The organism is Nostoc sp., assembly GCF_036917455.1.
Classification (GTDB): Bacteria; Cyanobacteriota; Cyanobacteriia; order Cyanobacteriales; family Nostocaceae; genus Nostoc.
In genome coordinates, this window is sequence record NZ_JBALDK010000232.1 from 1 (window position 1) to 13,211 (window position 13,211).

At 41.2% G+C, this 13,211-nt stretch carries 11 protein-coding genes; 6 read left to right on the forward strand and 5 right to left on the reverse strand.

Annotated elements, in window-relative coordinates; translation table 11 throughout:
* Window positions 1–774: 774 nt before the first annotated feature.
* Window positions 775–2,175 (reverse strand): amidohydrolase, encoded by a 1,401-nt coding sequence (locus V7K42_RS25800; RefSeq protein ID WP_334920135.1) that lies wholly within the window; start codon window positions 2,173–2,175, stop codon window positions 775–777.
* Window positions 2,176–2,256: 81 nt separating this feature from the next.
* On the opposite strand from V7K42_RS25800, the gene V7K42_RS25805 reads away from it, so the two are divergent.
* The gene (locus tag V7K42_RS25805; protein ID WP_334920137.1) at window positions 2,257–3,036 is read left to right on the forward strand and encodes a cysteine hydrolase family protein; all 780 of its coding nucleotides are present in this window, start codon (window positions 2,257–2,259) and stop codon (window positions 3,034–3,036) included.
* A gap of 172 nt (window positions 3,037–3,208) precedes the next feature.
* The gene (locus V7K42_RS25810) at window positions 3,209–3,664 is read left to right on the forward strand and encodes a cupin domain-containing protein (RefSeq protein ID WP_334890673.1); all 456 of its coding nucleotides are present in this window, start codon (window positions 3,209–3,211) and stop codon (window positions 3,662–3,664) included.
* Between the two features lie 143 nt (window positions 3,665–3,807).
* Here V7K42_RS25810 and V7K42_RS25815 read toward each other — a convergent pair whose 3' ends face one another.
* On the reverse strand, window positions 3,808–3,999 hold the full coding sequence (locus tag V7K42_RS25815; protein ID WP_334920139.1) for a hypothetical protein: 192 nt from the start codon (window positions 3,997–3,999) through the stop codon (window positions 3,808–3,810).
* 280 nt (window positions 4,000–4,279) lie between these two features.
* Between V7K42_RS25815 and V7K42_RS25820 the strand changes: the two genes are divergently transcribed.
* The 4 genes from V7K42_RS25820 to V7K42_RS25835 all read left to right on the forward strand — a co-directional run bounded on the left by V7K42_RS25820 (window position 4,280) and on the right by V7K42_RS25835 (window position 9,331).
* Complete coding sequence (locus V7K42_RS25820; RefSeq protein WP_334920141.1) at window positions 4,280–4,642, forward strand: hypothetical protein; 363 nt, start codon at window positions 4,280–4,282, stop codon at window positions 4,640–4,642.
* Between the two features lie 574 nt (window positions 4,643–5,216).
* Entirely contained in the window at window positions 5,217–6,425 is a 1,209-nt protein-coding gene (locus V7K42_RS25825) for a YcaO-like family protein (RefSeq protein ID WP_334920143.1), read from the forward strand.
* An 8-nt stretch (window positions 6,426–6,433) separates the two neighbouring features.
* A complete protein-coding gene (locus V7K42_RS25830; protein ID WP_334920144.1) occupies window positions 6,434–8,104 on the forward strand; it encodes a TfuA-like protein in 1,671 nt (556 codons plus the stop codon).
* A 9-nt stretch (window positions 8,105–8,113) separates the two neighbouring features.
* Complete coding sequence (locus tag V7K42_RS25835) at window positions 8,114–9,331, forward strand: cupin domain-containing protein (protein WP_334920146.1); 1,218 nt, start codon at window positions 8,114–8,116, stop codon at window positions 9,329–9,331.
* A gap of 212 nt (window positions 9,332–9,543) precedes the next feature.
* On the opposite strand, the gene V7K42_RS25840 is transcribed toward V7K42_RS25835, so the two are convergent.
* From V7K42_RS25840 to V7K42_RS25850, 3 genes are all read right to left on the reverse strand, one after another.
* Window positions 9,544–9,669 carry a hypothetical protein gene (locus V7K42_RS25840; RefSeq protein WP_334920148.1) on the reverse strand — a complete coding sequence of 42 codons (126 nt, stop codon included), beginning with the start codon at window positions 9,667–9,669 and terminating at the stop codon, window positions 9,544–9,546.
* Window positions 9,670–10,022: 353 nt separating this feature from the next.
* Window positions 10,023–11,618 carry a DHA2 family efflux MFS transporter permease subunit gene (locus tag V7K42_RS25845; RefSeq protein WP_334920150.1) on the reverse strand — a complete coding sequence of 532 codons (1,596 nt, stop codon included), beginning with the start codon at window positions 11,616–11,618 and terminating at the stop codon, window positions 10,023–10,025.
* Window positions 11,619–11,691: 73 nt separating this feature from the next.
* Entirely contained in the window at window positions 11,692–12,951 is a 1,260-nt protein-coding gene (locus V7K42_RS25850; protein WP_334920152.1) for an MFS transporter, read from the reverse strand.
* Window positions 12,952–13,211 lie beyond the last annotated feature (260 nt).

Consider the following 13,211-nt stretch of genomic DNA (forward strand, 5'->3'; position numbering starts at 1 on the left):
TGAGGGGTAATGATTTTAAAACAATGTGGATAGATAGTAAAGGACGCTGTAATTGTAACAGGTTTCCATCCCCGTGAGGGGTAATGATTTTAAAACCCAGCTAAATCTGGTGGTTGACAAATCAAAGGCTAATGGTTTCCATCCCCGTGAGGGGTAATGATTTTAAAACAACTTTCAAGAGCATACAATAAAGTTTACGCTTTGGTTTCCATCCCCGTGAGGGGTAATGATTTTAAAACCCTACCCTTCTATAACACTTACTACGACTGGGTTTTAAAGTACTATTTTCGCGGGGGGTCTAATTTTACTGTCAATAAGCATATATTAATGACAATCAACCACTAATATAGACATTTCAACGCATTACGCAGTAAGCGATTCGCGGGGGTCAACGAAAGAATCAGGGTTTCAGGCATTGGCATACCCCCGCGAAAAATTTGCGTGTGCAGGGTAAAAAACAACACTTTAACTTTCACTAGGAAACGCAATATTAAATTTTCAAGGTTCCGATTATCTTAAACAAGAGTATACCAAACTACTGCTCACTCTTCAAAGCGCGTTATGCCAACTTGACATAAGTCTTCACTAGACCTTTTGCAAAAAGCACTTTTGCAAGAGGTGGGAAAAGGGTAAAGGTTAAAGGGGAAGGGGACAATACAGAACCTTTCCCCCTTCCCCTTTTCCCGACTTATGCAAGAAGTCTAATGAGCAAATGTTATACGTACACGTAGCGGGTTGTAGATATTGATAATTTCATACTTGCTTATTTATATTTTACAACCCCATAACCGTGCGATAATGAAGCTCAAATTGAGCGACGGTTTTAGACTTGCGTTTTGTTTCCCATTGACTACGGTGAAATAATTCTTGTCGCAATTCATCAACGTTAATTGTTGTTACTTTCCCATCGGCAACAATTTGCTTACCGTTAACCCAAACACTATCAACAACATTAGTAGGACGACCTAAAACTAATAAGCCAATGGGATCTGTACGAGGAAGTAATGATAAATTGGTGAGGTCATAAAGTACTAAATCTGCTTGTTTTCCTATAGTAATAGAACCGAGAATATCTGCAACATCCAGTCCTTTCGCACCTCCTAAAGATGCCATTTCTACTGCTTGTCGGGGTGTAATCCAGTGCTGATAATCTAAATCTGTAACGTTGTGCAATATAGAACCAATTTTTATAGCTTCTAACAAATCTTGGGAGTCGTTACTAGAAGCACCATCGCAACCAAAAGTTACATTTACTCCAGCTTGACGATATTTTAAAATTGGGGCAATGCCACTGCCTAAACGTAAATTACTTAAGGGGTTGTGAACAACTGTAGATTGAGTTTCGGCGAGGATGGCGATATCAGTATCATTTAACCATACACAATGGGCTAGTGTTGTGCGATCGCTCAAAAATCCGATTTTTTTTAAATGTTCCACGGCAGTACAACCATACTTTTCTTGGGCGAGTTTTTCCTGTGCCCTGGTTTCGAGTAAATGGGAGTGACGACAAAGATTATAGCGATCGCTTAACTCAGTACATCCCACAAATAAAGCATCAGTACATAGTTGTATCCCTGTTGGTGCAACTAAAATATTTATACCCTCATCTGGGCGATGAAATTGTCTCACCGCCTCTTCGATAATTTCTAATGTTGCCGCAGTTGAGCGAAAATAAGGTTCATGAGTTTTTGCTGATTCCCCTGATGGGATACCTGCGCTGAGGGATTCATCTTGAATTAAGGGGGCGATAAAGGCCCGAATTCCAACTTCTCGGTAAGCGCGAGTTGCAATGGCGATCGTTTCTAACTCAAGTCCGGGAATTAATACCAAGTGATCTACTACACTTGTACCGCCGGAAAGTAAAGTTTCTACCGCAGTACCCAAGGCGCTGAGATAAACCTCTTCAGGATCTAGGGGAGCAAAATCATATAATTCCGCCAACCATAATTCTAAAGGCAAAGCTGACATGATTCCGCGTTGCCACATCTCTGATGAGTGAGTGTGGGCGTTGAAAAAGCCAGGTAATAAAAGCTTATTTTTGCCATCAATGGCAGTGCCGATTACTGGTAGATTAGGGGCAATAGCTGCGATTGCACCATCTACAATCTGTACATCTACAGTTGCATAATCATCATCGGCGGCAATTAAAACATTCTGAATGGTGAAATTTACCATATTTAACCTTGATTAAGTAATTGTATTTTGAATTGAATTTCAAGTTACAAGATAGAAAATGGTATTGGGTATTGCAATTTTATGAATTTACCATTACGGACATTGGGAGTCTCACCAAATGCGTGGACAGTGAATGATGCGATCGCAGATATCACCCGTCCTCAAAAGACCTCACAACCCGTTATTTTATCAACAGATACTAAAACCCTGCGCCTAGACTTGGCAAAAGCTGCCATCCTCGTCATTGATATGCAAAACGACTTCTGTCACCCTGATGGCTGGTTAGCGCATATTGGCGTGGATGTCACTCCGGCGCGTCAGCCTATTGAACCTTTAAATAACTTACTTCCAGAACTCCGTGAGGCGGGTGTGCCAGTAATTTGGGTAAATTGGGGGAATCGTCCCGACTTGCTCAATATTAGTGCTAGTTCGCGCCATGTCTATAACCCTACAGGGGCAGGTGTAGGATTAGGCGATCCACTGCCAAGCAATGGTGCTAGAGTACTGATGGCAGGTAGTTGGGCCGCAGCAGTAGTAGACGAACTAGAACAGCTTCCCGAAGACATTCGTGTGGACAAATACCGCATGAGTGCGTTCTGGGATACCCCATTAGATAGTATCTTGCGGAATCTGGGAAGTACAACATTATTTTTTGCTGGTGTTAATGCCGATCAATGTGTGCTAGCTACCTTATGTGATGCCAACTTTTTAGGATATGACTGCGTGTTAGTTAAAGATTGTAGCGCTACTACTTCGCCTGAATATTGTTGGCTAGCGACATTGTACAATGTTAAACAATGCTTCGGTTTTGTCACTGACTCCCAAAAAATTTTCACAGCGCTGCAAAAGAGTGAGGAGTAATTCGATTTTATATTTTAGGTTTTCCTTCAATCTCAAATTAAAAATTGGCTGACTAAGGAATATTTCGTGTTTAGTAATTAGTGATTTGAGCGTTTAGATATACAACTCAATATTCAAGGCTGGGATTTTAGAAATTTTCATACCCATCGATAACTTTAGAGGGGATAAATAAATGTACGCTACTCGTTGTGTAATTCCGGTTATCAAATCTCCTAAAGATTACCAAGTATATCGCATTAGTCCCAATGACTCTAATCGATTAGCTATTATCTTCGATTCGATAAATGCTAATACTTCCTTGACTTGCTGTATAGAAATTTTTGATGTTGGAGGACAAACACCGCCAAATCGCCATCAGTGGGCGGTGGAAATGTTTTTTGTCCTCAAAGGGGAAGCGATCGCTATGTGTGACGGCAAGAGTGCCACGATCAAAACTGGAGATAGTTTATTAGTACCTCCCACCGGGACTCATTTGATTAAAAATACTGGTTCGACTCGCTTGTATACGCTAACCGTTATGGTTCCCAATGAAGATTTTTCGGAATTGATTCGCAGTGGTATTCCGTCGGAGTTAGATGCAGAAGATATGACAGTACTGGGGAGACTAAATGCTTTAATGCCTTGCTAAGGGCTTTCCAAGAAATAAATTATTCATTTGTGGGATGGGCATCTTGCCCGTCCCTTGTATTTCTGGGCGGGCAGGATGCCCGCCCCACAAGAATCATCCCTTAATTCAGCAACGCCAGAATTAATTACACAATGTCAAACTACTTACAAGGGTTCAACGCCTGTAGAAACGGGATGAATACAACCTAAAAACAGTAAGCGTTCTAGAAGCCTTGCCAAGGCATACAATACTGAGTATTTTTTAACACCAAAAAATGCATCGATGATGCATTTTTTGGTGTGATGGGGCCATGAAGGAGAAATGGAAATTGGTGGATCTAATATTTTAAGGTTCAAGCAGCACTACTTTGTCAATTCCAATGTTATTTTTTGTATCTCAAGATACAAAAAGAATGTTTTATTAGTTACAAAATTTTATCAAAACGCTCTAGACACTTGACCATATTTTAAGTAATTATTGTATTGAACAATACTAAAACTTTGGTATATAGCTGTTTTGTCGCCTAGCGGTTCAGGAATAATACTTTTGAAGTTAATCGCTTGGCTTCAGATTTAGTTATCTATTTCGAGATGCCAAAGTATAAAGCCAAGTATCTTATCTTAAGGAGAGTTCAAAATGTCTCAGCAAAGTTTTGTCGAATACTATGAAAGTTTTTTAGCGCAACCAAGCAATTCTCAGTTGCGTGAGGCTTTGGATGCTACGGAAGCAGGTGAATTTACAAGAATCGCTGTCGAGCAAGGTGAATCAAATGGTTTTGAATTTAACGCTGATGACGTTAAATCTGTAATGGTTTCTGCTGAAAGAAAGGTTCTAGGTTTGTCAACTGCTTCTCCATCTGTGAATATCCGATCTATTAATAGCGTTAACGGTATTAAAGCAAGACCAGCTAACCGAGAATTATCAGAAGATGAATTAGAAAGTGTAGCTGGAGGAATGGCTTCATCCACAGTGAAAGAGACAGTTATGTGCTGCTGGTAGCCTTCGTTTCAGGCTTTTAGTATCACTACAAATGAACGTTGTGACTGAGGGCGTTGCTAAATAAAGATATGTTTTCTGCTGGCAAAAGGACAGAATAATATTTGAGATAGCGCAGTGACATCAAAGAGACTTTCTCAGTGTTTTTTGCCTTTGAAATAGCACAGTGTTTTCTGATAGCGATGAGCCAAATATCTAAAATTAGTATTTGTGCTCTCGGTTTAGCTTGGCATATTATATGTCCAAGTGAAAATCTGATGGCTATCAGAATTCACTTTAATTCATATTAATATTGTAATGCAACGCCTATCTGAATAAATCTTGAGGCATTTCCAAAGAAACAAATGAAGATGCCTAAATTTTATTTAATAAAGTAGTATTAACAACAACACCAGTCTGATAAAAAGTTAGTTTTCAATTCATCTTTTTTGGGCAACGCTAACCTTTTACTAGAATGGTTTTGATATCGCAATTTTCCAAAGCACTAATGATGACTTAATACGGTGCGTGCTTAATAACACATACTGCAAATCACTGAGATGCATTAAAATGCGAGTATTTATTAGTACTCACGGTAATGATTGGAGAACAAAATAAGCGAATGTGGCAAAATCTGAATGCTCCTAAGCTGAATCTTAATGGCACGTTTCGGGCTGAAGAACCCAATTCTACTTGGGAGAAGTTACAAGAACTTCTGACTGTTTTCGGCATCACGCGTGTTGCAGACATTACTGGTCTTGACTGCATTGGTATTCCTGTCGCTCAAGCGATTCGTCCTAACGGAAAAGCCTTCTCTGGTTCTCAAGGCAAGGGAATTTCGCTTCTGCTGGCAACGATCTCGGCGGCGATGGAATCTGTGGAGTCTTATCATGCAGAAAACCTTCTAGAACCAGAAATGGTTGCTTCCTATAAAGAGGTGTGCCGACATCACCAAGCAATCGATCCTAGCGTTTTAGAGCCAGGTAAGCGATCGCAGTCTTATCATCCCGATCTGCCGTTAGATTGGATTTGTGGAACCGATCTATTTACGGGCGAACCTGTTTACGTACCACAGGCATATCTTGATTTAGACACCACAACTGAAAAACGTGATACTCATCTTTTCAGCACTTCTAGCAATGGACTAGCATCAGGAAACCATTTACTAGAAGCGATCGCTCATGGATTGTTTGAAGTCATTGAACGCGAAGCTGAGTGGCGTTGGTGGCGTTTTCCTCTGGAGGAGCGGATTAACTGCTTGGTTGATAGTCAAACCATCCAGTCTCCTTTATTGCAATCCTTACTCCATCAAGTTAAACTTGCCGGGGCGATAACCGTGATTACTGACTTAACCTCGACTATCGGGATACCTACTTATAAATGCTTGATTAGTGACAGCGAAAACTGGCATGGACGACCCACAGCAGCAGGCTGGGGATGCCACAGTTCCAAAGAAATAGCCTTAGCACGGGCGATTACTGAAGCGGCTCAGTCACGAGTAACGGTTATTGCAGGTAGTCGAGATGACATTCATCCAGATAGTTATGCCCTTGGACGCATCAGGCTGCCAGGTAGCCCAGCGATGAAGTCTAGCAGCAAAAGACCGATCGCTACCCTGATTGATTTTGAAACTCAGCCTGAATTGGCCTTTACTTCAACCTTTGCAGAAGAAATTCAACAAATTCTCGATTGTCTGAGTACCCAGGGATTTAACCAAGCTGTCTTCGTCAATCATACGCGACCGGAGTATGGCATTCCAGTAGTTCATGTGATTGTGCCGGGTATGCATCTCCCTTCGTCTTTGTAAAATTTAATATGCACTCGAATTCTTTGGAACCTAGTCAAATTCTCATCTTTCTTGGCCCTACCCTATCTGTTAGCCAAGCCAGTCAAATTTTACCAGGTCGTTACTTTGCTCCTGTGCGTTGTGGCGATATTCTTGCCTGTCTGCGGTTACAGCCGCGTGTAATTGCCATTATTGACGGTTTTTTTGACCAAAGCGCTTCAGTTTGGCATAAAGAGATTCTCTGGGCATTAGAAGCAGGAGTGCGAGTATTTGGGGCCAGTAGCATGGGCGCACTCCGAGCCGCCGAACTAGAAGCCTTTGGCATGGAGGGATTTGGAGCTATTTTTGCAGCCTACCGAGAGGGACGGTACATCGGGGATGATGAAGTGGCGATTTTACATAGCAATCCTGAATCCCAGTTCCAACCCTTGACTGATGCCTTAGTAAACATCCGCGCCACAGTTAACCTGGCGGTAGAGAAAAACATTATTGATGTGGCGATCGCTAATTTAATTATCAATTGTGCCAAACGGCAGTTCTTCACTCAACGACATTTGAGGCAAGCAGTGGCTGATGCCGAGGTGCGGGGGGGCGATCGCCAGGTTTTAGCCCAGTTTTGGGAATTTGTGCAAAATGGCGGTTATGTAGATCAAAAACAGTTAGATGCCGTTGGACTGCTGAAACATCTGGCGGCTATGGTTGGAGAAAGCGATCGCACTGCTGCTAATAACCAGGTATTTCAACTCAATAAGTCCATTTTTATCGAGGAACTTCAAGCCAGAGTTGCTATCCGTCCATTACGGACAACATATTCCTGGCTGCCTCTGGCTGAAAAAGTATCCCAGGAAGCCAGGTTTTTAGGTAAGGTTTATATTCAATTGCGTAATCTTGCTGGGCTACTGCGTTGGTGTGATGCTGTAGCCCAACAAAAGAACCTGCAACCCTCCGAAGCTGATTTAGCTGACGTTTACAATTCTCAAATATTGGGTTTGAATTCTCTTAATGAACTAGAGTTAGAACCAGCACTGGTTGAACGTTTGGGTAGGATTCAGGCATTGCTCAAACTTCATAGCAAACATGATGCCTTTGCCAAACAGGTAGAGCAACTGCATCAATTCATCCTGACGATTGTTGGTAAAGATATCTCCTGGGCGAAGGAAGAGAGTAGTGTTGAACAAATAATAGCGAGTTGTGAACGTAGGTTATACCGTCAGGTTGCCATCCTTTGGGCTTTAGCCGAACAGACAAACAGCCAATCGGAAGCGAGTTTGAGAATTAGCATTACTCAAAAAATTACGCAACATTTTTTCCAAGAAAGGGGAGTTACTAACGAGGCTGAATTTCCAGCTTGGCTATCAAGTAATTCCTTCACTCAAGCTGAATTTTCTCAGATGATGGAAGCGATCGCGCGGCTAGAGGGATTTGTGAATGTACCTCGATGGTGGGGGCGAGGTATGAGCAACTATTTTCCAGTCAGTGAGTGCTTTCTTCCCGATGCCTTAAGGCTGTCTGGATTTTATCCAATTTTAAGCAAAATTCAGTTGGCTGAACGAACACAAAGCGATCCTGGGGAAGCTGAATTGAGAAACTGGTATCAGGAAAATGCCTTTCCACAGGGATGTAACCTTACCCAAGTGGCTTTTTGGCTAGATTTTAGCGAACCAGAAGAATTTGTGAAAAAACTGCAAACCCGCCTGTAAATAAAGCTTATGTTTAGCCCTAACTTTGATTTTGAGAAATTAATTCAACCTATCAATACCGTAACCTTCTTCAAAGAATACTGGGAGCGGCAATGCCTTGTTGTTTCAAGAGAAGACACAGATTACTATTCAGGTCTGTTTTCCATGAAGGATCTTGACTCTCTGATTCGCTTTACTGGCATTCGCTATTCTGACTTTAAGGTATCGAAATGGGCAGAGGATTTGTCCAATCAAGGGAATAAATCAGGGGGGAAAGGGTCTATCGATCCCAACGCATCTCCTAGTATTTATCAATTTTATGATGCCTATAATCAAGGCAATACTTTGTGTCTTTTTCATCTGCAACAGCATTGGGAAGCGATCGCCATACTTTGCAGAAATCTGGAACAATATCTCAATCATCCCGCAAATGTCAATCTTTACTTAACCCCTAAAACTGCTCAAGGATTTCCTCCCCACTTTGATACACACGATGTTTTTGTTCTCCAACTTTCTGGAACTAAACTCTGGCGCACATATAATTCTTACTGGGATTTGCCTTTGCCTGAAGATGCTCGACGATTACCACAAGAAGTACTGCGGGAACAACTGAACGCGCCCACTCATGAAGTTGAACTCAAGGCCGGTGACTTGTTATATATCCCGCGTGGTTTTGTGCATGAAGTTAAGACTTTGGATACTTCCTCACTTCATCTCACCGTTGGTATCCCTGTTTATCGCTGGGTTGACTTGATTCAGGAAGCTTTGACATCGATTGTGCAGCAAAATGTTGAATTTCGCAAAGCAGTTCCCGTTAGCTTTCTGCGTGAAAATGATGCCAGAATGCAGACCAAAAATCAATTGACAGATTTACTCAAAACCTTTGCTAGTAGCGCCGACATTGACGATGCGGTTGAACGGCTGACGATTAAGTTTATTGGCTCACTGTCTCCACTAGCAGATAGCCATTTCAGTAAATTGGACGAGTTGCAACAAATTGACTTGGATACCCTCGTTGTTAAACGCCAAGGAATGATTTGTACAACCGTCACGAAAGGGGATGCAGTGATGATTCAATTTCCTCAAAACAGAGTTGAAGCGCCAGCCTATGTAGAGCCAGCCTTCCGCTTCATTGTTGAGTCAAAAGCTGCATTTCCCATCAAATCGCTGCCCGACTTTGCCAGCGACAATAGCAAAATCGTGTTGGTACGCCGTTTGCTCAAAGAAGGATTGTTAACGATTGTTTGAAAATTGCCGAGTTAGATGCTTATTAAATTGGCATTTTAACTTATATTCAGGTAATGCAATATTACCGTCTAGGGACTTCCAAATAAAAAAATATTCCAAAACTGACTGACACATAAATCCTCTTCATCTCTTCTCTCTGTGTTCTCTGCGTCTCTGTGGTTCGTTTTTTGGCATAATTTATTCCTTGGAAATCCCTTACATCTCTCCAATAGTCAATTCTTATTGCTATTTTCTGCAAGTGTCACATCTTCATATGTTTCTGCGATCGCACAACGAAAATCAACGCTAGCTAAATGCACTTCTTGTTCTTTTTCATAAGAGGTTGTTTGAAAAGTCATAATGAATGCATCAAATATTTTTTACCCCACCCTAACCCTCCCAGTATGTATTGGGGAGGGAACCGGATTTTTGTTGTTACCCCCCTTTACAAGCTACGGTGTACACACATCTTTGTACAAATCCAAAATCGTTGGAGATCCCCCTAAATCCCCCTTAAAAAGGGGGACTTTAAGAGGCTTTTGCCCCCCAATTTATCGGGGGGTTGGGGGGATCAAAAGCCTATGAGGCAACTCTAGAAGACTTGTGTGTACACTGTAGCCTTTACAAGGGGAGTAAGAATATGATTAAAATTACAACAAACTACTTTTCAAACAACCTCTAAGGGTAAACTCCCCACTGTCCTTAAACAAATTTAATGAGCGACAGCGTTACCACTTGGCTTAACCTTTTTGAAAAATAAAACGGCAAGTCCACTGAGCAATAATGCGATCCCAATAAAATAGAAACAATCGTTAAAAGCCATCACAAATGCTTCTCTGCGGACAATGTTAGAAATGGATGCGATCGCCTGATTTTGAGCGGTGTTTAAATCTGCTCCCTTACTGACAAAATACTGCGTCATTTGGTCAATTCGTTGTTGAGTTTCTGGGTTATATAAAGATATTCCATCACCCAATCTATTCGAGTGAAATTGCTCTCTGTTAGTTAACAAAGTTGCTAAAGATGCAATTCCTATAGAACCGCCCATATTCCGCATCATATTAAATAAACCACTTGCCGATCCTGCTTCTTTTGGACTCAAACCAGCAGTGGCGATAGAACTAAGTGGTACCATAATTAGGGGTTGCCCCATTGCTCGGACAAATTGCGACCATCGTAATTGCTCTAATCCAGTTTCATTGGTCATTCCAGAGTTCATAAATGCACTGATGGAAAACAAAGTCACACCAACAGCCACCATTAAACGCACATCAATACGTTGCATCAGTCTGGGTATTAAAGGAATAATAAATAGTTGGGGAATCCCAGCCCAAATTAATACTTCACCAATTTGCAGCGCACTATATTTTTGAATTTGGGCAAGATACAATGGTAAAATATAAATTGAACCATACAATCCTACCCCTAGCGACACATTAACAATACTGGCTAAACCAAAGTTACGCCGAAGTACAAGTCGCAAATTTATAAATGGTTGTTTACGAGTTAACTCTATGAAAAAAAATAGCGCTATAAAAATTGCTGCTACTATACTTAAACGCACAATCAATGCTGAACTAAACCAATCTTTGCGGCTACCTTCTTCTAAAACAACTTGCAGGGAACCTAACCCAATCGCCATCGCAATAATTCCCCACCAATCACCTTGCTTCAGTAAATTAATTTGGGGTAGTTCTTGCTTAATTCCGTACCAAACGCCAGCTAGCATTAATACCCCTGGTATTACATTTATATAAAAGTTGTATTCCCAACCAAAATTTTCTGTTAACCAACCTCCTATCGTCGGGCCAATTGAAGGGGCAAAAACTGCACTAAAACCAAATGCAGCCAGTCCCACTGATTGCTTAGATTGGGGTAAAGTAGTTAATACAACTGTCATAGCGGTGGGAATTAATACTCCTCCACTAAAACCTTGTAAAGCGCGAAATAAAATCATGGAATTGAGATCCCACGCCCAAGCGCAGCATATAGAAAAGAAAATAAATAATGCAGTATTCACTAACAGGTAACGCCGCAGAGAAAACACTCGTGATAACCATCCCGTTAGAGGAATTACCACAATTTCTGCTACTAGATACGCCGTAGAAATCCAAGAACCTTCTTCTAGAGTTGCTCCTAAACTTGCTTGAATATCTTGCAGCGAAGCATTAGTTATTTGAATATCTAATACCGCCATAAATGCACCAAGCATACTGGCTAATACACCAATCCAGGTTCTTAGCGGTACGCGTTCTGGCGGTACAGCAGGATTTTGCCCTTGCTGATGAATTACACCTGTATTAGTCATAGTGTGTTCCAGTTCCAAGGTTAAGTAACAAAATTATTATTAAATCTTATACCATGTTTTGGCAATTTTTATCCTAAGCTTTATGACTTATTACAATGCCCTTATGCTCATAAATCGGACGCATTATTTGCCTTAAACCAGGCAACTGTCTGCTAAAAAATATAGAGCCTAAAATACAAGCTATGCCATCAATAATTAAAGTGTTCGTAGCACCAATATGACTTGCTAATATACCACCTAACAAATTACCTATGGGAATCATCCCTAAAAATGACATTGTGTATAAGCTCATCAATCGCCCACGTTTGTCATCCTCAACAATTGTTTGTAAAAATGTGTTGCTAGCAGCAATTTGCAGAATAGTACCTAAGCCAACAAATAACATTGTAAATAAAGAGAGTGGTAAAAATCGAGAGAAAGAAAAGGCAATTAGACCAGTTCCTAAAATTGCTGGAGCTAAGGCAATCAAATTACCAATTCCTAAGATTGTTTGACGCGTAGCTAGATAAATACCACCAGTTAAGGCTCCAACTCCAGATGCCGCCATTAAAAACCCCAAGGTTTCTGCACCACCTTTGAGAACTTGTTCTGCAATAACTGGGACTAAAATAGTATTTTGTAGCCCCATAAGGCTAACTAAAGTTGATAGCAACAAAATCGAGCGGATCGGTGGAAAGCTAAAGGCATATACAAATCCCTCTTTGACTTTTTGCCAGGGATTCCCATCAGATACCACATATTTCCAAGGTTTAACTTTCATTGCCAATAAAGCGGCGATGACAGCAATATAACTCAAACCATCTATTAAAAAACAATAGCCAGTTCCAACACTGGCAATTAATAAACCTCCGATCGCAGGGCCAATCAATCGCGCCCCGTTGATCGTGGTAGAGTTAATGGCGATCGCATTGGCTAAATCTTCTCTGCGTTCAACCAGTTCTGGCACAAATGCTTGGCGGGCTGGCGCATCTAAGGCGTTAATAAATCCTTGACACAAACTCAAGGCGATAATGTGCCATACCTGAATCACACCAGTCAGCGCCAGCACTGCCAATGTTAACGATTGAATCATCGCCAAGACTTGTGTACCAATTAAGGTACGATACCGAGAAAATCGATCTACAAATACTCCACCAAAGGGAGCTAAAAAAAAGCTAGGAATTTGACTCGAAAATCCTACAACTCCTAGCATTAATGGGGAATTTGTCAAGTCATAAACTAGCCAAATCGTTGCAAGTTGCGTCATCCATGTCCCAATTAGGGAAATACCTTGTCCGGCAAAAAACAACTGGTAGTTTTTTGATCTCAACGCAGGTAATAACAGTTTTTTCATATCAGGTTTCTTTTATACCAATCTCCTCTCACAAATATCATTTCACCTCATCTTTATACGCCTCGCTATAGATGTAGGAGAATGTCATAGATAGAAAGAGGTTTTTCATCTGTTTTTAACAACACAAGAAAGCAGTTGTTGCTGGAGAAATACTACACTTCTGTGCGGAACGCTCCGTTACCACCCTCAAAGGATAAACAAGCATTTCGCCGTGATTTTAGGCACTTAGCGATCCCCCCTAATCCACGCCAGTCGCTCAT

Coding starts and splice junctions, on each gene's coding strand:
- V7K42_RS25800 (WP_334920135.1), bottom strand. CDS start 2,175: ATGGTAAATTTCACCATTCAGAATGTTTTAATTGCCGCCGATGATGAT.
- V7K42_RS25805 (WP_334920137.1), top strand. CDS start 2,257: ATGAATTTACCATTACGGACATTGGGAGTCTCACCAAATGCGTGGACA.
- V7K42_RS25810 (WP_334890673.1), top strand. CDS start 3,209: ATGTACGCTACTCGTTGTGTAATTCCGGTTATCAAATCTCCTAAAGAT.
- V7K42_RS25820 (WP_334920141.1), top strand. CDS start 4,280: ATGTCTCAGCAAAGTTTTGTCGAATACTATGAAAGTTTTTTAGCGCAA.
- V7K42_RS25825 (WP_334920143.1), top strand. CDS start 5,217: ATGATTGGAGAACAAAATAAGCGAATGTGGCAAAATCTGAATGCTCCT.
- V7K42_RS25830 (WP_334920144.1), top strand. CDS start 6,434: ATGCACTCGAATTCTTTGGAACCTAGTCAAATTCTCATCTTTCTTGGC.
- V7K42_RS25835 (WP_334920146.1), top strand. CDS start 8,114: ATGTTTAGCCCTAACTTTGATTTTGAGAAATTAATTCAACCTATCAAT.
- V7K42_RS25840 (WP_334920148.1), bottom strand. CDS start 9,669: ATGACTTTTCAAACAACCTCTTATGAAAAAGAACAAGAAGTGCATTTA.
- V7K42_RS25845 (WP_334920150.1), bottom strand. CDS start 11,618: ATGACTAATACAGGTGTAATTCATCAGCAAGGGCAAAATCCTGCTGTA.
- V7K42_RS25850 (WP_334920152.1), bottom strand. CDS start 12,951: ATGAAAAAACTGTTATTACCTGCGTTGAGATCAAAAAACTACCAGTTG.